This window comes from Aminobacter aminovorans (assembly GCF_900445235.1).
Taxonomy (GTDB): Bacteria; Pseudomonadota; Alphaproteobacteria; order Rhizobiales; family Rhizobiaceae; genus Aminobacter; species Aminobacter aminovorans.
In genome coordinates this window covers 4,254,661-4,273,620 of the sequence record NZ_UFSM01000001.1, presented here as the reverse complement: position 1 = coordinate 4,273,620, position 18,960 = coordinate 4,254,661, and the positions used below count along the sequence as shown (strand labels likewise).

Below are 18,960 nucleotides of genomic sequence, written 5' to 3'. Positions count from 1 at the left end.
ACCGCATGGCCGACGTCGGCCAGGGGCGCACGCTGCGGAGCGGGGATGCGGTCGGCGGCAGAATCATCGAGGGGCGGGTGCTCGACGGCCTGATCGTGATCGCGACCACCCAAGGAGCACGGCGTCATCGCTGCCCGGCCGGGCAGCGGGATGAAACTTCCCGACATGCCAGTCGGCACGATGCTGCGCATCCTGCCCAATCACGCCTGCGCCACGTCCGCCTGGTTCGATGGCGATCAGCTCCTCACCACAAGTGGCGGGCTCGATTTCCGGCCAAGGTTCCGCGGCTGGTGAGCGGGCAGGCCAGGAATTTTCGCACGGGGCGGGCCTTGACCATATCCCCTCCAGGGGGATAGCAATTGGGTATGACGGAACATGCTCATCCCCACGCCTCCCATCCCGCCACGGTCAAGCGGCTGAAGCGGGCCGAGGGCCATCTGCGCGGCATCATCGCCATGATCGAGGCGGGCAGGCCATGCCTCGACATCGCCCAGCAGCTTCATGCCGTCGAAAAGGCCGTCGGCCAGGCCAAGCGAACGCTGATCCAGGATCATCTCGACCATTGCCTGGAGGACGCGGTCGGAGCCCTGCCGCGCGCGCAGCGCCAGTCGATCGACGAGTTCAAGGAAATCACCAAGTACCTCTGAGCAGCTGTTCGCCGCCGGCCATGCGCCGGTCGCTGTGCCCGGAGTGCCTGAAACCGCCAGAGCCCGCCCCATGCTTCAGATCCTGTCCAACCGCACCTACCGCCATCTGTTTGCGGCGCAGCTGATCGCGCTGATCGGCACCGGTCTTGCCACCGTCGCGCTCGGCCTGCTGGCCTATGAGCTGGCCGGGCCCGATGCCGGGGTCGTGCTCGGCACCGCGCTGGCGATCAAGATGATCGCCTTCGTCCTCGTAGCACCCGTTGCCGCTGCCTTCGCCGAGCGGCTGCCCAGGCGTTCGATGCTTGTCTGCCTCGACCTCGTGCGCGCGGCGGTGGTGCTGCTTCTGCCCTTCGTCACCGAGGTCTGGCAGGTCTATGTGCTGATCTTCGTCCTGCAGTCGGCCTCGGCCGGCTTCACCCCGGCATTCCAGGCGACGATCCCCGACGTGCTGCCCGACGAGAAGGACTATACAAGGGCGCTGTCATTGACCCGGCTTGCTTATGATCTCGAGAGCCTCGTCAGCCCCATCCTGGCGGCCGCACTGCTGACGGTGGTCAGCTTCCACGAACTCTTCGCCGGCACGGTCATAGGCTTCCTGGCCTCTGCCGCTCTGGTGGTCTCGGTGACATTGCCGAGCGCGAAGCTGTCTGTGCCGCGCGGCATCTATGAGCGCACCACCAGGGGCCTGAAGATCTATCTGGCGACGCCGCGGCTGCAGGGGCTGCTGGCGGTCAGCATGGCGGTGGCGGCCTCCGGCGCGATGGTGATCGTCAACACCGTCGTCATCGTGCAGGGCGAATATGGCCTGACGCAGAAGGCGACCGCTTTTGCGCTCGCCGCCTATGGCGCCGGCTCGATGACGGCGGCACTGATGCTGCCCAGGATTCTCGACCGGATGCAGGACCGCTCGATCATGCTGGCAGGCATTTCGCTGCTGGCGCTGGGGCTCGTTTCCGGCACGCTGCTGCAGGGCTTTGCCACGCTGTTGCCGCTGTGGTTCATGCTCGGCCTCGGCTATTCGATGGCGCAGACACCGGCGGGCCGCTTGCTCCGGCGCTCGTCGCGCGCCGAGGACCGGCCGGCGCTGTTTGCCGCGCAGTTTGCGCTGTCGCATGCCTGCTGGCTGATCACCTATCCGCTGGCCGGCTGGCTCGGTGTCTCGGTCGGCCTGCCCATGACCTTCGTCATACTGGCCGGCATTGCGGCAGCCGCGGTTGCCGCGGCGCTGGTGCTGTGGCCGTCATCGGACCCCGATGTCCTCGACCATCACCATCACGGCCTTGCCGACGACGACCCGCACTGGGCCGAGGGCGGGCATCGCCTCGGCCACCACCATGCGCATGGCTTCGTCATCGACACGTTGCACCAGCAGTGGCCGCGCCACGGCTGACGCGCCAAGCGCTCGTGCCGCAGTGACTTTGCGGCGGCATTGTGGCATGGCGCTGACATGAAGAGCATGCGGCGCATTTTGCGGGACAGGCTGTCGGCTGGCGCCATCGCCGGCATGATCGCCTTCATGCTGCTTTTCCAGGCGCTGCTTTCGGGCGCCGCCTCCGGCGCCATGGCCGCCTCCGCCGCCGACCCGCTCGGCGTCATCTGCACCATGGACGGCATGGGCCCGGCCGGCGGCGACAAGCAGCCCGCCCGCAGCCCGGCCGAATGTCCCTGCGGCACGCTCTGCCAGCTGGCTGTCGCTGCGGCGCCCGGTCTGCCGGGCGAACAGCTCGCCTTCATCCTCGATCGGCCGGAAGTGCATGGCGCAGTCGTTGCCGAACAAAGGCGGCCTGCGCCCCAAGGCCAACGCGGCCTGATTGCCGAGGCGAGGGCGCCTCCGCCTTTCTCCGTCTGACGTCGAAACCTGCGGGCCGTTCCGGCCGGCACTTCCACTGATATGGAGACAACAATGTCCGATACGACACTCGGACGGGAGAACGCCGTTGCGCGCTCCGCGTCCAACCTCTACCGCGCCGTCTGGCGCTGGCACTTCTATGCCGGGCTGATGGTGCTGCCCTTCATGATCACGCTCGCCGTCACAGGCGCGCTCTATCTGTTCAAGGACGAGATCGACACATCAGTCTACTCCGACCTCAAGCGCGTGACCGTCGAGCAGACCAAGGTAACGCCCGAGGTCATGGTCGATGCCGCAACTGCCAACTATCCCGGCACGGCGGTGAAATATCTTGATCCGGCAACGCCCGAGAGTTCGGTCGAAATCACCGTCGCGTCGGCCGATTTCGGCAAGCTCGCCGTCTATGTGAACCCCTATAGCGGGGCGGTGCTGGGCGCCTTGCCCGACCGCGGCACCGTCATGTGGACCATCCGTTACCTGCACAGCCTGAAATATTTCGGCGACACCGCGCGCCTGCTGATCGAGCTTGCCGGCGGCTGGTCGATCCTGCTTGTCGGCACCGGCATCTATCTCTGGTGGCCGCGCGGCAAGAAGGGCGGCGTCGTTTCGGTACGCGGCAAGCCGAAGAACCGCATGTTCTGGCGCGATCTGCATGCGGTGACCGGGCTGTTCGTCGGCTTCTTCATCGTCTTCCTGGCGATAACAGGCATGCCCTGGTCGGGCGTCTGGGGCGAGAAGGTCAATGAATGGGCCAATGGCAGCAATTTCGGCTACCCCTCGGGTGTGCGCGTCGACGTGCCGATGTCGGGCGAACATCTCGACCATGTCTCGAAAACGTCGTGGTCGCTGGAACAGGCTAGGCTGCCGGAATCGTCCGTAGCCGTGGGCACGCCGATCGGGCTGAACAAGGCTGTGGAGGCGTTCGACAGGCTTGGACTGCATCGCGGCTATGCGGTGGCGATCCCGGGCAAGCCGGAAGGCGTCTACACCGGCTCGGTCTATCCCGACGACGCGGCCGAGCAGCGGGTGATCCATCTCGACCAGTATAGCGGCCAGCCTTTGATCGACATGGGTTTTGCCGACTACGGCCTGGGTGGCAAATGGATGGAATGGGGCATCTCCGTGCATATGGGCCAGGAGTTCGGGCTCGCCAACCAGCTTGTGCTGCTTGGTGCCTGCCTCGGCATCGTGCTGCTGGCCGTGTCGGCTGCGGTGATGTGGTGGAAGCGCCGTCCGGCCGGCTCTCTCGGTGTGCCGCCGCTGCCTGAGGATCCAAAAGTGTTCCGCGGGCTGATCGCCATCCTCGCCATTGGCGGCATCGCCTTTCCGCTCGTCGGCATCTCGCTTTTGGTGATGCTGGCGCTCGACTGGGCGGGAATGCGGGTGATGCGGCCACGCTTCGCCTGACATGCTTTGCCTGACAGGGGGCGGCCGCCGCTTGATCGGTGGCGGCCGCCTTGGCGCTGGCGGGTGGCCGGGCTAAGCTCATCTGCCGGCGTCATCGGCCGGGGCAGCAAGCGAGGACGAACATGCCGAGAGCATTTCGGGGAGCATTTCTGGCAGCACTGCTTACGCTCACCATCGCCACGCCTGTCATGGCGACATCTGGACCGGGCTGCCTGGTGGTGGTCAATGTCGCCAGCAATGATGCGCTCAACATGCGGGCAAGGCCCTCGGCCAATGCCCGCATCGTCGACGTGCTGCCGCCGCAGACGCACGGCATCATCCACCTTGATGGCGCTTGCCAGCCGGCGGGCGCGCCATGGGCGAGCCGCTGGTGCCCCGTCACCCATTACAATGGCGACCGCACCATCAAGGGCTGGGTCAAGGCGCGTTTCGTCCGCGACAGCGACTGCCCCTGACAGCTCACGCCGGGCGCGCCGGAAACCTGGACCAACCGGCTTTGCTTGACCCACGGCCTGTCATGGGGCACTGACGCCGTCCCGAAAAAAAGCCCACGATCCAAGACTGGCCCAACCGCGAGACTGGCCCCACTCAAGACTGGAAAAACAATGACCACCGGCAAGCATGGCGGCCATGCAGGCATCGCGTTTGCGCTCATCGTGACAAGCACCGTGCTCGGCATCGCCGGCACCGACCTCGTGCTGCCGGCCGTGCCGAGCCTGCCCGAGGTGCTGGGCGGCACCTATGCCCAGGCGCAGTTCGTGCTGGCGGCATTCGTCACCGGCGCAGCCCTGGGCCTGCTTGTCTTCGGCTCGCTCGGCGCGCGCTACGACCAGCGCCGCCTGCTGGTCGGCTCGCTTGTCGCCTATGGCCTGGTCTCGGCGCTGGCCGGCTTCAGCGTCTCGCTCGAGATGCTGATCGCGCTGCGCTTCCTGCAGGGTGCCGCCGGCGCGGCAGCCGCCGTCTTCGCGCCGGGCATGATCCGCGCGCTCTATGGCGACGAGCGCGCCATAGGCAAGCTCGGCCTGCTCGGAAGCATCGAATCGCTGACCCCTGCCTTGGCGCCGGTAGCCGGTGTCTGGCTGCTGTCGGTCGCCGGCTGGAATGCCTCGTTCGAGGTCATCGCCGCACTGGCGCTGCTGCTTGCCGCGGCCGTCGCCACGCTCGGGCGGCACCTGCCCGCTGTCGTCAGCGGCCGCCGCAGCGGCGGCTATGCCCATCTGCTGCGCAACGCCACCTTCCTGCGTTATGCGGTGAGCCACGCCTTCACGCTCGGCGCGCTGCTGGTCATCGTCTTTGCCGCACCGACGGTGTTCGTCGCGGCCCTTGGCGCAGGGCTCAGCGATTTCATCGCCATGCAACTGACCGGCATCGCCACCTTCATCGTTGCCGCCAATGCCACCGGCAGGCTGACGGCGCGTTTCGGCGCCGAACGGATGATCTGGTTCGGCACTGCACTTTCAGCCCTCGGCGGCGTGGCGATGCTCGCCTATGCGCTGTTCGGCGGGGCGAGCACGCTGGTGGTGACCGCACTGTTCGTGCCGTTCAACTTCGGTCTCGGCTTCCGTGGTCCGCCCGGCTTCCACCGCGCCGTGGTTGCCGCGCATGGCGACGATGCCCGCGGCGCAGCCCTCGTGGTTGTCGCCATCCTCGGCACGACGGCGGCCGGCACGGCAGTGGTCGCGCCCTTCATCACGCTTGGCCTGTTGCCGCTGGCGCTCGCCGCAGCGGCACTGGTGCTGGGCGCGTTGCTGCTGCTGGCACTGATCCCGCCGCTGCCCGAGCGCTGAGCCGCCGGGCCTGGTTCCGGCCAACCGTCTTGGCCAGCCATAGTTCTTGATTTCGCCGTCCAACCGGCTGATGGTCCGGCCATGGAGTGGCGCGACGAAGGAATCATCCTCGGCACCCGCAGGCATGGCGAAACCTCTGCCGTGCTGGAGGTGATGACGCGCGCGCATGGCCGGCATCTCGGCCTTGTGCGCGGCGGCCGCTCGCGCAAGCAGCAGCCGGTGCTGCAGGCCGGCAACCGCGTCGAGCTGATCTGGCGCGCCCGCCTCGACGAGCATCTCGGCACCTTCCAGGCCGAGCCGATCGAGCTCAATGCCGCCAGGCTGATCGACAGTGCGATCGCCGTCTATGCGTTGCAGACCCTTGCCGCCCATCTCCGGCTGTTGCCCGAGCGGGACCCGCATGTCGGCCTCTACGAGACGCTGGCGATCCTGATCGAGCATCTCAACGATGCTGACGCGGTCGGCGAACTTGTCGTGCGTTTCGAGCTTCTGGTGCTGGACGAACTCGGCTTCGGCCTCGACCTTACCGAATGCGCCGCCACCGGCGCGCTCGAGGAATTGACCTATGTCTCGCCGAAATCGGGCCGTGCCGTATCGCGCACGGCCGGTGAACCATGGCGCGACAAGCTCTTGCCGCTGCCGCCGTTCCTGCAGCGCGGGGCGCGGCAGGGCGCCGACCTCAAGGCCATCGATGATGCCTTTCGGCTGTCGAGTTTCTTCTTTGCCCGCCATGTCTACGAGCCGCGTGGCATCGAGCCGCCGGATGCACGCGGCGGGCTCTTGACGGCGCTGCGGAAATACCACGCTGCCCGGGCCATTTCGCCCGGCGCGATTTCCCATGGAGACACTGCCGCATGAGCGACGTCGAACTGTTCCCCGGCCTCGTTTCTCCGCTTGGCCTGGGCACGATCCCGCATGAGGACGTGCATCTCTATTCCGGCGCCGAATTGTTGCAGCGTGTCGTCGACGGGCTTTATCCCGCGCCGCCGATCGCAGCAGTGATGAATTTCGGCCTGACCGAAGTGGAAGCGGGGCGCGCGGTGTTTCGTGGCCTGCCCGGCGAACGCCACCTCAATCCGCTCGGTTCGGTGCATGGCGGCTGGGCCGCGACCTTGCTCGACTCGGCGCTGGGCTGCGCCGTGCACAGCACGCTGGACAAGGGCGAGGCCTACACGACGGTCGAGTTCAAGGTGAACCTGACCCGGCCGATCACGCCCAAAACAGGCGAAGTGGTCTGCGAGGGCAGGGTCATCCACAAGGGCCGCACGCTTGCCGTGTCGGAAGCGACGCTGAAGGACAAGGACGGCAAGCTGCTGGCCTTCGGCACCGAAACATGTTCGATCTTTCCCGTCGCCAATCTGGCGGCGCGGTGAGCCGGCCAATCTGAGGGGGAACGGCCATGCTTGAGAGCCTTTTGGGCGTCATCGCCATCGTGGCGCTGTTCATCATCATTTCGAAGCAGCAGAGCCGGCTCGGCCTGCTCGAGCGCGAGTTGGGCGCGCTGCGTTCGCTGGTGCTTTCGGGCGCCGTGCCTGCGCCCGCCGCCAAGGCGGCGGAGGTCGGGGTCGAGACGGTGAGCGAGGCGGCCTTGCCGGAGGCGACGGCTGCAGAAATGGCCGATCAGCCCACCGTGGCGGAAGCTGTCACGGCAGCGGCAGCCTCGCCAGAGGCAGCGCCAGCCGAAGAATTGCCCGTAGCGGCGAATGCGGAAGCGGATGCGACCTCGTCGGGACCATGGAGCGGCGCGCCAGCGGCCGCCGAACCGGCGCAGGCTGCGGCGCGCGCCACGCCCGACATCGAGACGGCACTCGGCACACGCTGGGCAGTGTGGGTCGGTGGCCTGGCGCTCGCCTTCGGCGCCGTGTTCCTGATCCGCTATTCCATCGAATCCGGCATCTTCGGCCCCGGCCTGCGCCTCAGCATGGCAGCGCTGCTCGGGTTGGTGCTGGTCGGCGGCGGCGAATTCATCCGCCGCACCGGCTACCGCGTGCCGATCCAGAATGGAGGCAATGCCTACATACCCGCGATCCTGACGGCGGCAGGCGCCTTCACCTTGTTCGGCGCCATCTACGCAGCGCACGGCATCTATGGTTTCATCGGCGCCGGTCCGGCCTTCGGGCTTCTGGGCATCGTCGGTGTCGCCACCATTGCTGCGGCCCTTGCCCATGGCCAGGCGCTGGCCGGCCTCGGGCTGCTCGGCTCGATGGTGACGCCGGTGCTGGTGGCGTCGACGGCGCCGAACTACTGGGCGCTGTTCGGCTATCTCGCCATCGTGCTGGTGGCGACGACCGCGGTTGCCCGCACCCGCCGCTGGTCGCTGCTGATGGGGGCTGCCTTCATCGGCACCGGCCTGTGGACGCTGCTCTATCTTGCCGACGCGCCGCTGGCGAGCTTCACCATCGTGCTGTTCATCAGCGCGGTGACGCTCGCAGCCCTGGCGCTGCTATGGCTCGGCCGCGACGACGATCCGGCCGCACTCGACTGGCCGTCGATGGTGCCGGCCTTCTTCGTCGCGGTGACCGCTATCGTGCTGTTCATCCACCCGACCTATGCCTCGCTTGGCGGACCGTTGCGCGGCGCGGTCCTTCTGCTCGGCATGCTGGCGGTGGCGCTCTACCGCCCCGCGGCGCTGTCCTTGCTGTTTGCCGCGGGCATCGCCGCAGTGCTGGTCTATCTGCGCAACGCGCTGGGCGGCACCTTCGATCTCGACCTGCCGATAGGCGCGCTGACCGTCGAGGGCCTGCCGATCGAGGTCGCCGGCTCGTCGCTGACGCCGATCGGCTGGCTGCTTGGACTGGTCTTTGCGGGTGCCGGCCTGTGGAACGCGCGCCGCCAGGTTGTTGCAGCGCCCTGGCGTGCAGCTTCCTGGGCCGGATGGGGCGTTGCGGTGCCGCTGGCGGTGCTGTTCTCGCTCTGGCTCGCTTACGGCAACCCCGACCGCGATCTTCTGCGCGCGCTTCTGGCTGTCGTCATGGTTGCCGCCTTTGTCGCCGGTGGCGAATGGATCGCCCGCGGCGAGCAGCCGCCGCTGACCGGCGGGCCGGCCGTGTCTTTCGCCTTCGGCGGGGCAGGGGTGGCACTGCTGCTTGCCCTGCATATGGGCTTCGGTTCGGGCTGGACCACGGTGCTGCTGGGCGTTGCCGCCGCCCTGCCGGCGCTGGCGACCAGGCAGCGCCTCTATCCGGTGCTCGGCTGGCTGAGCGTCGCTGCAGCCATTGCCGTGCTGGCGCGCATCGCCTTCGACCCGACCATCGTCGGCGCCGACGTGCTGGGACGAACGCCTGTCTTCAACTGGCTGCTGCCGGGCTACGGCATCCCGGCACTCGCCTTCGGCTTTGCCGCCTGGCAACTGGCGCGCACCACCAATGGCCGGCCGCGACTGGTGATGGAGGCGGTGGCGGCACTGTTTGCGCTTTTGACGCTGGCGATGCTGGTGCGCCATGCCATGAATGGCGGCGTCATCACCTCCGATGTGCCGACGCTGGCCGAACAGGCGATCTACACGCTGATCGCGCTTGGCGGCGGCGCGATGCTGGTGGCGCTCGACATGCGCTCGCCGAGCCCGGTGCTCCGCTACGGCTCTCTCGGCATCGGCGTGGTGTCGGTGCTGTCGATCGTCGGCCAGCACTTCCTGGTGCTCAATCCGCTGTTCACCAATGAGAGCACCGGCGGCATCCCCTTCTTCAACCTTCTGTTCCTCGCCTATCTGCTGCCGGCGGCGGCCGCCGCCGGCCTTGCGCTTTATGCCCGCAACAAGCGGCCGCAATGGTATTCGGCGATGCTGGCGCTGGTCGCCGCACTGCTGGTCTTTGCCTATGCCACGCTTTCGGTCAGGCGCCTGTTCCAGGGCGAGCATATCGGCCTGTGGGCCGGGCTCGGCCAGGTCGAGACCTACAGCTATTCGGCGCTGTGGCTGGCGATGGGCGTCGGCCTGCTGGTTGCCGGCGTGACGCTGAAATCGCAGATCCTGCGCATTGCCTCGGCAGCGCTGATCTCGATCGCCGTGGCCAAGGTGTTCCTGTTCGACATGTCCGAGCTGGAAGGCGTGCTGCGGGCGCTGTCCTTCATCGGCCTGGGCGGGGTGCTGATCGGCATCGGCCTGTTCTACCAGCGCCTGCTGACACGCGCGGCGCGCTGAGATGTGCTGGATGAGGTCGGCGTGTCAGCGCCGGCCTCATCTCCCGGCAGGCCATTTTCTTGGAGCGCTTTTCAGCGCTGGCCGCAGCGGTGGATGCCATGTCGGCTTGCGCTCGGCCGTCACGTTTCCGCACGCCCAAACGCAAGAAAGGCTTAATGAAGATTACCGAAAAGTTACCGCTAAATAATTGATTTTATTATATTCGATGCAATGTTGCTGCAATGCAGAAGGCTCAGGTTACGCTCGCAACCAATGATATGGTGCACGGGACTTGGCCGGCGGGTTCTCCCCCCGTTGCCGCTGCGTCGAGGCCCCGTCAACGGGCTGCGAGGCTATTGCTTCGCAGCCCCACGCAAATGTCGGAGCAAGAACGAACATGTCCACGCGAAATCTGTTTTTCGTCGTATTCGCGGGCCTCGCGCCTTTCGCCATGCCTGCAATGGCCGCTGACATCGCCCAGAACTATGAGGCGCCGCAGGATTTTTCCAACCAGGCCTATAACTGGTCGGGCACCTATGCCGGTGTTCATCTCGGCTCGGCCTCCTCGGGCTTCCCGAACCCGTTTGCCGACAAGAGCGGCTGGCAGCTCGGCGGCCAGGTCGGCACCAATTTCCAGTCCGGCTCGATGGTCTATGGCGCCGAGCTCGAAGGCAGCTACTCCAAGGGTTCGAAATACAATCTCGGCGGCGGCGCCGAATTGCAGCGCACCTGGAACGGTGCGGCCAAGGTCCGCGCCGGCGTCGCCCTCGACCGCACGTTGGTCTATGGCACCGCGGGTTACTCGATGGCCAAGTTCAAGGGCAAGGGCAACGTCATTTCAGACGACAAGTGGGAAGGCGGCTACCTTGTCGGCGGCGGCATCGAACAGGCCTTCGACGGCGGCCTCAGGGCCCGTGTCGAGTACAACTACGTCAACTATGGCGACGTCAACGCCGTGGTCAAGGGCGGCGGAAAACGCAGCGAAGACCTCGCCAGCCACAGCGTCAAGCTCGGCCTGAACTACGGCTTCTAAGGAAGGAAACCCGAAGACCGTTACCGGTCCTCGGGATGGATCTTGCGCCGGTTGAAGGTGCTGCCGCGTCCCACGCCTCCAGAGGGGGACGCAAGGCGCCGACAACGCTGACCCATCACATCGAAGACAGGCCCAGCTCCCAATCGGCCTGTTTTCGATGACCGGGCCAGGCCCGGAAAGGATGTCTCATGTCCGTGTCACGGATCCTGGCTTGCGCGATTGCCGCCAGCCTGCTCACAAGCTTGCCGGCGCAGGCCGGCGGCAGCCTGCCCACAAGCTTGCCGGCGCAGGTCGGCGGCAGCCTGCCCACAAGCTTGCCGGCGCAGGCCGGCGGCAGCCTGCCCACAAGCCTGCCGGCACAGGCCGGCGGCAGCTACACCGGCAACGCGCCGGTGCTGCTGGTCGGTGGCGGCTATTGGGACGACGATGACGACATCGACTGCGACTGGCCGCGTGACCGCTACGAGCGCCGCCAATGCGAGCGCTGGCGCGACAGGCAGGATCGCCGCGACCGCCACAAGCGCGACAAGGGCACCGAAGCCGCCATCGGCCTCGGCATCCTCGGCCTCGCCGTCGGCGCGATCGTCGCCGGATCGGTGGCCGAGCAGAATTCCCGGGATCGCCAGCGCGACCAGTGGAGCGGCCCGTGCCACCGGCGCCACGGCTACGACCGCCGCAGCAACACATTCATCGGCGAGGGCGGCCGGCGCTTCTACTGTCGGTAGGGGCGGGCGCTTCGGCTCTCTATTCGGCGTTATTGCCGTGGATGCATGGCAGTCTGGGTTTTCGCTCTAGGCTGTTTGTTCTTATGGCTGCGCCCAAGTCGAAGAACTTCTATATCGACTGGGATGGTCGTTCCAACCCGGTGCTGTGCGAATGAAGCTGTTGGTAGCGGTCGGCGCCTTCGCTACGATGACGGTGGCATCTGCTGCCGACGAGTGCCTTACGGCAGGTGGCTACAATATTTGCGAGGCTGCTGCGAGAATCCAGCAGAAATTCGCCAATTCACTGCCGATGCAGGTCAGCGATAATGTCACTGTGCACAGCGCTTTAGTTTTCGGGCGCCGCTTAAGTTTTCATGCAGTTTGGGCTCAGTCGAACGCTGAATGACCGCGATGTTGGAGGCAGATGGGATCACCAAGGCTCAACTGGTCGAAAAAGTCGGGTGGCAAAGGAAGTGCGGTCAGTTTGCTACCAACGCATTCGTGCAACTGGGTGGAGAGGTCGAATACGACTATCGGACTTCTGACGCTGTCCCCGCAGCGACGGCATTGGTCGACGACTGTCCCCAGCCATAAGCCGAACCTAGATCAATCACTTGGCAATGCCTTTTACACCTTCTGGGCCCAGCGCATTGTTGTATTGGCCGCAGTCGATTTTCTGCTCAATGCGGAAGTCCAATATCTCGCGATACGTAGAGGAGCGCATTGTGTCGATGAATTTCTCGGTCAGAACAGCCTTCTCACCGGATGTTAAGTTCGGGTTTTCATGGAGAAATTCCTTAGCCTTTGGCCGGCAAACACCGATCACCGCTTCGACGATGGCATCCAGCGGAAAGCAATAAGCCCCATAGTACTGGGCATTTTGCCGCACGCACATCACATATGCCGAGCCATCTGCTCTGGCAGAAGTTGTCAGGGCGGTGAGGCTGATTAATGCAAGTATAAATCCGCGCATAGTACGCACTGAACTCGAAATCCAGAATCCTTTCAAGCCCTGAATTGGAGAGCCCGATGGCTCGTCCTGACACTGCTGCCATCCGTATTCTCGCGCGTTCGCGAACTGGTCGACGACTTCATTGTCGAGATTGGCGCAGGACATGGCGATCTCAGGCGATGTCGGTTCGCTCGCCATCGCTGCCGGCATGCGCTACGGCTAGGCGGTCGGCCATCCGGCCGACCTCAATTTCGGCGACTGTTTTGCCTATGCCTGCGCCATCTCGCTCGGTGCCGGACTGCTCTACAAGGGCAACGACTTTTCCAGGACCGATCTGGCCTGACCGATCTTGCCTAGCCAAGTTGGCCTGACGCGGGTCGCCAGGCCGGCAGGCAGATCACTCCGCCGGGGCCAGCACCGCCGGCCGGGCGACCGGGCGTTCCTTGATCGGCCAGTGCACGGCGGCGGCAAAGAGGCCAAGGATCACACCGAGCCACCAGACCGGGTTGTAGGACCCGAAATGGTCGTAGAGATAGCCGCCGAGCCAGACGCCGAGGAACGAGCCGATCTGGTGCGAGAAGAAGACGATGCCGCCGAGCATGCCGAGATGGCGGGTGCCGAACATGATGGCGACAAGGCCGTTGGTCGGCGGCACCGTCGACAACCACAACAGGCCCATGATGATGGCGAAGACGACGACTGATGTCGGCGTCTGCGGCAGCAGCAGGAAGGCGGTCACCAGCGCCGAGCGGGCGAGATAGATCCAGGCGAGGAAATGCGGCTTGGAGTATTTCTGGCCGATGACGCCGGAGGCGAGCGAGCCGATGACGTTGAAGAAGCCGATCAGCGCCAGCGCGATCACGGCATAACGCGCATCGATGCCGATGTCCCTGATATAGGCCGGGAAATGGGCGGTGATGAAGGCGACCTGGAAGCCGCAGACGAAGAAGCCCGAGACCAGCAGCAGATAGCTCTTGTGGGCGAAGGCCTCCGACAGGGCCTGGCTGAGCGTCTGCTCGATCTCGGCCTGCGAGACCTTGCCCGAGCGCGAATTGCCGACAAGCGGGATCGCCAGCACCGGGATCACCAGCATGGCGATCGACATGTAGACCAGCGTGTCGGACCAGCCATAGGCGTCGATCAGGCCCTGGCTGATCGGTGCGAAGACGAACATACCGGCGGAACCGGCGGCGGTGCCGATGCCGAACACGATCGAGCGGTTCTGCGGATTGGTGTTGCGAGCAAAGGCCGCGAGCACGATGCTGAACGAGCCGGCGGCGACGCCAAGGCCGACGAGCACGCCGCCACCGAGATGCAGCATGCCGGCGCTATCGGCATGGGCCATCAGATAGAGGCCGAGCGAATAGAGCACCGCACCCAGCGTCAGCACGCGCCAGCTGCCGAAACGGTCGGCGATGGCGCCGAAGATCGGCTGGCCGAGGCCCCAGCACAGGTTCTGGATTGCCATGGCGAGGCCGAAGGTGGTGCGGTCCCAGCCCTTTTCGGCGAGCATCGGCAGCTGGAAGAAACCCATTGCCGAGCGTGGGCCGAAGGTCAACGCTGCGATCAGGCAGCCACAAATGATGATGAGCCAAGGTATTTTCGACCCCGACCTGGTGTTCACCGCCGCTGCCGTCATCGTCAGATCTCCCGTGGGTGGAATGTTTTTACCCGATCCGCAGCGATGTTCAAAATCAATTGAACTAGGGAAATGGTTCAAGATTTCTGATGTGTCGGGAATAGAACGATGCTGCCAATCGTTAGTTGTGCGCTGGGGTGGCGAAAGCCATGGCCAGGCGCTTGCGCAGCGCCGGCAAGCCGCGTTCAATTGGGCGCGTTCAATCGGCGTGGAAGAGGACGACTTGCGATCCGCGGTCATGGACGAAAAGAAGGCAGCGATACTTCAGGAAATCCCCCGGCTGCGCCGCTATGCGCGGGCGCTGCTGCGCGACCGCGATTCCGCCGACGATCTCGTCCAGGACAGTCTCGAGCGCGCGCTTTCGCGCTTGGACAACTGGCGGTCAGGAGAAAGCCCCAGGAGGTGGCTGTTTACGATCATGCACCATCTCTTCATCGACCAGATGCGCAAGGTGAGCCGCCGCGGCGAAGCGGCGATCCTGCCGCTCGAGGCGAGCGAGGCGCTGGCAACCCCGGCGATCCAGGCCGAGAGCGTCGCCTCGCGCGAGATCGTCGACGCGTTGCAGCAGATCAGCCCCGACCGGCGCGCGGCACTGGTGATGGTCGCGATCGAAGGTTTTTCCTACGCCGAGGCCGCAACCATGCTCGGCGTGCCGGCCGGCACGCTGATGTCGCGCATTGCGCGTGGCCGCGAGGAACTGCGCGGGCTGCTTGACGATCAGGCACGCCGGCGGGCGATAAGGATCGTCGAGAAATGAGCGCGCGCAGCTTCACCGACCGTGACATTCATCTGGCTCTCGATGGCGAGCTGCCCGAGGACGAGCGCGCCGCCTACCAGATGTGGCTGGAAGCCAATCCCGACATGAAGGCAAGGAGCCTGCGTTACGCCGCCGACAATGCGGCCTTGCGCAATTTGTTTGCCGGCGTGCTCGAGGAGCCGGTGCCGGCGCGGCTGGTAACAGCGGTCAATGGCGAGGGACTGAGGCACAGGCAGGCGACGCCGTGGTGGCGCATGGCGGCTGCAGCGGCCTTGCTGATCGCAGGCGGGCTCGGCGGATATCTTGCCGGCATGAGCGGCCTCGGCACAAGCGGCGATTCCGACGACCGCATGGCCCAGCTGGCGATTGCCGCGCACCAGACCTTTGCCGCCGACAAGAACCGGCCGGTCGAGGTCGACGGCAGCGACCAGGCCTATCTGACCGGTTGGCTCTCCAAGCGCACCGGCCTCAGGCTGGTGGCGCCCGATCTCAGCAATGACGGCTTCACGCTTCTGGGCGGGCGCCTGGTGCCGGCGGATGGCGCAACCGCAGCGCTGATGCTTTATGCCGATGCCGACGGCAACCGCATCTCGGTCTATGTCGTGGCCGAAGGGTCAGAGCGCTCCAAGGGCACCTTCACCCTGGCGAGCGGCGGCCCCGAGGCGGTCTACTGGCAGGACGAAGGTTATGGCTGCGCCATCGTCGGCACGCTGCCGCCCGAGCAGATGGGAACGGTCGCCAGGAACGCCTACAAGCAGCTGATCGCCGGGGCGGGGCGGACTTGAGGGTGGCGCGGTTGGTCGTGCTTTCGGAGTGCGTGTTTCTCTTGATCGTAGTGGCTCGATCCTGACGGCTTGCGGTCGTTGGGAGGTCACGGCATGGATCCTAGGGTCTCCGCGACGGAGCTGCGCTCCTGCTCCGCCCTAGGATGACGAAGGTGCGGGAGCGCTCCGCCAATCGCCAACGTTTCCTGTTGGCGGAAGCCTTGAGCCAAGCGTCGGAGATTGGCCGACAACGTCTACGCCTTCGTCATCCTAGGGCGAAGCAGGGAGCGCAGCGAACTGCGTAGACCCTAGGATCCATGCCGTGAAGGTCGAACGGCCACATGCCATCAGGAGAAGCCGGGAGAGACGGCAACGGCTTTGCAGATCATCCACATGCGCAACATGGCGATCACCAGATGCCATGCCGTGACAGTCGAGTGGCCACACGCCATCAGGTTCAAGCCGGGAGAGATGGCAACGGCTTCATCCATCCACCACGACACGGCGATCACCAGTTGGCGAGGTCGGGAAACACGGGGTACCGGCACCACCTGATTTCGCCATTCTCCCCATGAGATTCATATGCCCGGGCAGCCCCCGGCCATGTCACAATAAGGCCCGAATCGAGGCGTGACTGCGCAGGGCAAATGCGGGGCGCGCGCCGGTGCTTCGCTGGACATTCCTTCAGGGCTTCTCCTGCCCAGACGAGGTTCTCAGGACCAGATGGCTGCCGACATTCGTACGGCCCGCGCTGAAGATGTCGATGCGCTTGTCGCCATCGAGAATGCCGTCTTTCCGGGCGACAGGATTTCGCGCCGCTCCTTCCGCCAGCTGATCGATCACGAAACCGCCGAGGCGCTGGTATCGGAGGTCGGCGGCCGCATTGCCGGATACGCCATGGTGCTGTTTCGCAAGGGCAGCGGCGTCGCCCGGCTCTATTCCTTTGCCATTGCGCCCGCCTTCGGCGGCAAGGGCATCGGCCGCCTGCTGCTCGACGCCGCCGAGGACGTCGCCTACGAGCACGGCCGCATGCTGCTGAGGCTCGAGGTGCGCGCAGACAATGCCCGCGCCATCAGCCTCTATGAAAAGAACGGCTACCGCAGGATCGGCCACGAGCCCGACTATTATGAAGACGGCATGGCGGCCCTTCGTTACGAAAAGACGCTGCGCGGCGACGTGCCTGTGGCAACCAAGGTGCCGTTCTACGCCCAGACCTGCGATTTCACCTGCGGGCCGTGCTGCCTGATGATGGCGATGGCCAATTTCGACCGCACATTCGTCCCCGACCCGGTGATGGAGGTCCGGCTGTGGCGCGAGGCGACGACGATCTTCATGATGTCGGGGCCGGGCGGCTGCGAGCCGTTCGGGCTGGCGGTGGCGGGACATGAGGCCGGGCTTGGCGCCGAGATCTTCGTCTCGGCCGAGGGCGCCTTGTTCCTGCAGTCCGTCCGCAGCGCCGAGAAGCGCCGGGTGATGGAGCTGGCCCAGGCCGATTTTCGCGCCCGTGCCGAAAAATACGCCATCCCCGTGACCTACCGTCCCTTCGCGCTCGACGACATCAGGGCCAGGCTGGCCGAGGGCAAGCTGGTTCTGGTGCTGATCTCGGGCTTCCTGATGTTCGGCAAGAAAGTGCCGCACTGGGTGCTGGCCATCGGCGACGATGGCGGCCACATCCTGATCCATGACCCCTGGATCGAGGACGAGCAGCGCGAGACGGCGTCGGACGCCGCCAACATTCCCGTTCCCTACGACATCTTCATGCGCATGGCGCAGTTCGGCCGCGACGGCCTGCGCGCCGCAATCACTCTCGGAAAGCCTTCGAAACGATGACTTGGGTCATTCTCACCGGCCGGCAAAGCGATCTCGACCAGGCGGCGACGCCGCACAAGATCATCACCAACCGCGACTATCTCGCCCACCCGGCGCTGTTTCGCGGCCAGCGGCCGAAGATCATCAATCTGTCGAACCGCTATGCCTATCAGAGCCGGGGCTATTACGCCTCGCTGCTGGCCGGCTCGCGCGGCCACAAGGTGATCCCGACGGTCGAGACGATGATCGATCTGTCGGAACGCAAGCTCTACGAAAACGCGCTGCCGGAACTGGAGCTGGCGCTGAACAAGTGCCGCAAGGATCTCGGCGGGTCGTTTCCGGCCAAGGTGACGATCTTTTTTGGCGTCGGTCCGTCCAAGGCCTGGGACCGCTTCACCAGGCTGCTGTTCGACTGGTTCCGCGCCCCGGCGCTGGAGGTGGCGATCAACGACGGCGAATGGGCCTCGATCCACAAGATCGGCTTTGCCGCACTCGGCCGGCTCGACGATGCCGACAAGAAGCGCTTCGTTGCGGCGCTCGAGACCTATACCAGCAGGGAGTGGCGCGACACCAAGGCGCGCACGCCGTCGCGCTACACCTTCGCCACGCTGATCGACCCCAACGAGCAACTGCCGCCGTCGGAGATCTCGTCGCTGCGCTACTGGGCCCGTATCGCCGAGAAGATGGGCGTCGAGGTCGAGCCGATCACCAAGAAGGACCTGGCCAAGCTTGCCAATTACGATGCGCTCCTGATCCGCGAGACGACCTCGATTTCCAACCACACCTACCGCTTCGCCCGGCGGGCGCAGCAGGAGGGCATGCCTGTCATCGACGACCCGCTGTCGATGATCCGCTGCACCAACAAGGTCTATCTCAACGAGCTGATGACCTACAACAACGTGCCGGTACCGCCGACTGTCATGATCGCCGGCGTCTCCGACCTGCAGCCTGCCGCCGACACGCTGGGCTTTCCGCTGGTGCTGAAAATCCCTGACTCGTCGTTCTCGCGCGGCGTCAAGAAGGCGTCTGACTTCGACGAACTGAAGGCGCTGGCGACGGCCTGGCTTGAGGATTCGGACCTGTTGATCGCGCAGAAGTTCATGCCGACGCAATATGACTGGCGTGTCGGCGTGCTCGGCGGCCAACCGCTGTTTGCCATCCATTATCTGATGGCCAAGAAGCACTGGCAGATCATCAACCACGACCGCGCCGGCAAGCCCGACGAGGGCGGCATCAAGACGTTTACGCTGAAGCATGCGCCGGCGCATGTCATCGACACCGCCGTGCGTGCCGCGCGCTGCATCGGCGACGGGCTCTACGGTGTCGACCTCAAGGAGACCAAAGAGGGCGTCTTCGTCATCGAGGTCAACGACAATCCCAACCTCGACCACGGCGTCGAGGATTCCGGCGAAAAGGACGAGGTCTGGGTGCGCCTGACCCAATGGTTCCTCGACCGGCTGGAGCGCAACGGCAAGTAGCCTCGAAAAACATTATA

At 65.4% G+C, this 18,960-nt stretch carries 20 protein-coding genes; 17 read left to right on the top strand and 3 right to left on the bottom strand.

The window, feature by feature from the left end; all coding sequences use genetic code 11:
• Positions 1-150 precede the first annotated feature (150 nt).
• The 13 genes from DY201_RS29570 to DY201_RS21065 all read left to right on the top strand — a co-directional run bounded on the left by DY201_RS29570 (position 151) and on the right by DY201_RS21065 (position 11,950).
• Positions 151-294, top strand: a complete 144-nt coding sequence (locus tag DY201_RS29570; protein ID WP_245432060.1) for a hypothetical protein — start codon at positions 151-153, stop codon at positions 292-294.
• A gap of 71 nt (positions 295-365) precedes the next feature.
• On the top strand, positions 366-647 hold the full coding sequence (locus tag DY201_RS21120) for a metal-sensing transcriptional repressor (protein WP_115732910.1): 282 nt from the start codon (positions 366-368) through the stop codon (positions 645-647).
• A 70-nt stretch (positions 648-717) separates the two neighbouring features.
• On the top strand, positions 718-2,037 hold the full coding sequence (locus DY201_RS21115) for an MFS transporter (protein ID WP_115732909.1): 1,320 nt from the start codon (positions 718-720) through the stop codon (positions 2,035-2,037).
• A 57-nt stretch (positions 2,038-2,094) separates the two neighbouring features.
• The gene (locus tag DY201_RS21110) at positions 2,095-2,496 is read left to right on the top strand and encodes a DUF2946 family protein (RefSeq protein ID WP_115732908.1); all 402 of its coding nucleotides are present in this window, start codon (positions 2,095-2,097) and stop codon (positions 2,494-2,496) included.
• 54 nt (positions 2,497-2,550) lie between these two features.
• On the top strand, positions 2,551-3,903 hold the full coding sequence (locus DY201_RS21105) for a PepSY-associated TM helix domain-containing protein (RefSeq protein ID WP_115732907.1): 1,353 nt from the start codon (positions 2,551-2,553) through the stop codon (positions 3,901-3,903).
• Between the two features lie 122 nt (positions 3,904-4,025).
• Positions 4,026-4,358: an SH3 domain-containing protein gene (locus DY201_RS21100; protein WP_131922210.1), complete on the top strand. Its 333-nt coding sequence runs from the start codon at positions 4,026-4,028 to the stop codon at positions 4,356-4,358.
• A gap of 150 nt (positions 4,359-4,508) precedes the next feature.
• Positions 4,509-5,690, top strand: a complete 1,182-nt coding sequence (locus DY201_RS21095; RefSeq protein ID WP_115732905.1) for an MFS transporter — start codon at positions 4,509-4,511, stop codon at positions 5,688-5,690.
• Between the two features lie 81 nt (positions 5,691-5,771).
• Positions 5,772-6,548, top strand: a complete 777-nt coding sequence (recO, locus tag DY201_RS21090) for a DNA repair protein RecO (RefSeq protein WP_115732904.1) — start codon at positions 5,772-5,774, stop codon at positions 6,546-6,548.
• The gene (locus DY201_RS21085; RefSeq protein ID WP_115732903.1) at positions 6,545-7,063 is read left to right on the top strand and encodes a PaaI family thioesterase; all 519 of its coding nucleotides are present in this window, start codon (positions 6,545-6,547) and stop codon (positions 7,061-7,063) included. Before recO ends, DY201_RS21085 begins: the two co-directional genes overlap by 4 nt.
• Before the next feature lie 26 nt (positions 7,064-7,089).
• Positions 7,090-9,828 (top strand): DUF2339 domain-containing protein, encoded by a 2,739-nt coding sequence (locus DY201_RS21080; protein ID WP_115732902.1) that lies wholly within the window; start codon positions 7,090-7,092, stop codon positions 9,826-9,828.
• A gap of 376 nt (positions 9,829-10,204) precedes the next feature.
• Positions 10,205-10,840, top strand: a complete 636-nt coding sequence (locus tag DY201_RS21075; protein ID WP_115732901.1) for an outer membrane protein — start codon at positions 10,205-10,207, stop codon at positions 10,838-10,840.
• Positions 10,841-11,028: 188 nt separating this feature from the next.
• Complete coding sequence (locus DY201_RS21070) at positions 11,029-11,565, top strand: hypothetical protein (RefSeq protein ID WP_115732900.1); 537 nt, start codon at positions 11,029-11,031, stop codon at positions 11,563-11,565.
• Positions 11,566-11,716: 151 nt separating this feature from the next.
• A complete protein-coding gene (locus DY201_RS21065; protein ID WP_115732899.1) occupies positions 11,717-11,950 on the top strand; it encodes a hypothetical protein in 234 nt (77 codons plus the stop codon).
• 204 nt (positions 11,951-12,154) lie between these two features.
• Here the strand turns inward: DY201_RS21065 and DY201_RS28795 are convergent, their stop codons facing one another.
• On the bottom strand, positions 12,155-12,706 hold the full coding sequence (locus DY201_RS28795) for a hypothetical protein (protein WP_131922208.1): 552 nt from the start codon (positions 12,704-12,706) through the stop codon (positions 12,155-12,157).
• A 187-nt stretch (positions 12,707-12,893) separates the two neighbouring features.
• Positions 12,894-14,135: an MFS transporter gene (locus DY201_RS21050; protein WP_425358740.1), complete on the bottom strand. Its 1,242-nt coding sequence runs from the start codon at positions 14,133-14,135 to the stop codon at positions 12,894-12,896.
• Positions 14,136-14,373: 238 nt separating this feature from the next.
• Here DY201_RS21050 and DY201_RS29760 point away from each other — a divergent pair, with 238 nt between their 5' ends.
• Both DY201_RS29760 and DY201_RS21040 read left to right on the top strand, forming a co-directional pair.
• Positions 14,374-14,892: a sigma-70 family RNA polymerase sigma factor gene (locus DY201_RS29760; protein WP_115733910.1), complete on the top strand. Its 519-nt coding sequence runs from the start codon at positions 14,374-14,376 to the stop codon at positions 14,890-14,892.
• Complete coding sequence (locus tag DY201_RS21040; protein WP_115732896.1) at positions 14,889-15,677, top strand: anti-sigma factor family protein; 789 nt, start codon at positions 14,889-14,891, stop codon at positions 15,675-15,677. Before DY201_RS29760 ends, DY201_RS21040 begins: the two co-directional genes overlap by 4 nt.
• 326 nt (positions 15,678-16,003) lie before the next feature.
• On the opposite strand, the gene DY201_RS28790 is transcribed toward DY201_RS21040, so the two are convergent.
• Positions 16,004-16,207: a hypothetical protein gene (locus DY201_RS28790; RefSeq protein ID WP_131922206.1), complete on the bottom strand. Its 204-nt coding sequence runs from the start codon at positions 16,205-16,207 to the stop codon at positions 16,004-16,006.
• Between the two features lie 172 nt (positions 16,208-16,379).
• On the opposite strand from DY201_RS28790, the gene DY201_RS21035 reads away from it, so the two are divergent.
• Both DY201_RS21035 and DY201_RS21030 read left to right on the top strand, forming a co-directional pair.
• Positions 16,380-17,486, top strand: a complete 1,107-nt coding sequence (locus tag DY201_RS21035) for a peptidase C39 family protein (RefSeq protein WP_115732895.1) — start codon at positions 16,380-16,382, stop codon at positions 17,484-17,486.
• Entirely contained in the window at positions 17,483-18,943 is a 1,461-nt protein-coding gene (locus tag DY201_RS21030) for a RimK family protein (RefSeq protein WP_115732894.1), read from the top strand. Before DY201_RS21035 ends, DY201_RS21030 begins: the two co-directional genes overlap by 4 nt.
• Positions 18,944-18,960 lie beyond the last annotated feature (17 nt).

Excerpts from the sequence above, each read along its gene's own strand:
- DY201_RS29570 (WP_245432060.1), top strand. The coding sequence starts at position 151 with ATGAAACTTCCCGACATGCCAGTCGGCACGATGCTGCGCATCCTGCCC.
- DY201_RS21120 (WP_115732910.1), top strand. The coding sequence starts at position 366 with ATGACGGAACATGCTCATCCCCACGCCTCCCATCCCGCCACGGTCAAG.
- DY201_RS21115 (WP_115732909.1), top strand. The coding sequence starts at position 718 with ATGCTTCAGATCCTGTCCAACCGCACCTACCGCCATCTGTTTGCGGCG.
- DY201_RS21110 (WP_115732908.1), top strand. The coding sequence starts at position 2,095 with ATGAAGAGCATGCGGCGCATTTTGCGGGACAGGCTGTCGGCTGGCGCC.
- DY201_RS21105 (WP_115732907.1), top strand. The coding sequence starts at position 2,551 with ATGTCCGATACGACACTCGGACGGGAGAACGCCGTTGCGCGCTCCGCG.
- DY201_RS21100 (WP_131922210.1), top strand. The coding sequence starts at position 4,026 with ATGCCGAGAGCATTTCGGGGAGCATTTCTGGCAGCACTGCTTACGCTC.
- DY201_RS21095 (WP_115732905.1), top strand. The coding sequence starts at position 4,509 with ATGACCACCGGCAAGCATGGCGGCCATGCAGGCATCGCGTTTGCGCTC.
- recO (WP_115732904.1), top strand. The coding sequence starts at position 5,772 with ATGGAGTGGCGCGACGAAGGAATCATCCTCGGCACCCGCAGGCATGGC.
- DY201_RS21085 (WP_115732903.1), top strand. The coding sequence starts at position 6,545 with ATGAGCGACGTCGAACTGTTCCCCGGCCTCGTTTCTCCGCTTGGCCTG.
- DY201_RS21080 (WP_115732902.1), top strand. The coding sequence starts at position 7,090 with ATGCTTGAGAGCCTTTTGGGCGTCATCGCCATCGTGGCGCTGTTCATC.
- DY201_RS21075 (WP_115732901.1), top strand. The coding sequence starts at position 10,205 with ATGTCCACGCGAAATCTGTTTTTCGTCGTATTCGCGGGCCTCGCGCCT.
- DY201_RS21070 (WP_115732900.1), top strand. The coding sequence starts at position 11,029 with ATGTCCGTGTCACGGATCCTGGCTTGCGCGATTGCCGCCAGCCTGCTC.
- DY201_RS21065 (WP_115732899.1), top strand. The coding sequence starts at position 11,717 with ATGAAGCTGTTGGTAGCGGTCGGCGCCTTCGCTACGATGACGGTGGCA.
- DY201_RS28795 (WP_131922208.1), bottom strand. The coding sequence starts at position 12,706 with ATGCCGGCAGCGATGGCGAGCGAACCGACATCGCCTGAGATCGCCATG.
- DY201_RS21050 (WP_425358740.1), bottom strand. The coding sequence starts at position 14,135 with ATGACGGCAGCGGCGGTGAACACCAGGTCGGGGTCGAAAATACCTTGG.
- DY201_RS29760 (WP_115733910.1), top strand. The coding sequence starts at position 14,374 with ATGGACGAAAAGAAGGCAGCGATACTTCAGGAAATCCCCCGGCTGCGC.
- DY201_RS21040 (WP_115732896.1), top strand. The coding sequence starts at position 14,889 with ATGAGCGCGCGCAGCTTCACCGACCGTGACATTCATCTGGCTCTCGAT.
- DY201_RS21035 (WP_115732895.1), top strand. The coding sequence starts at position 16,380 with ATGGCTGCCGACATTCGTACGGCCCGCGCTGAAGATGTCGATGCGCTT.
- DY201_RS21030 (WP_115732894.1), top strand. The coding sequence starts at position 17,483 with ATGACTTGGGTCATTCTCACCGGCCGGCAAAGCGATCTCGACCAGGCG.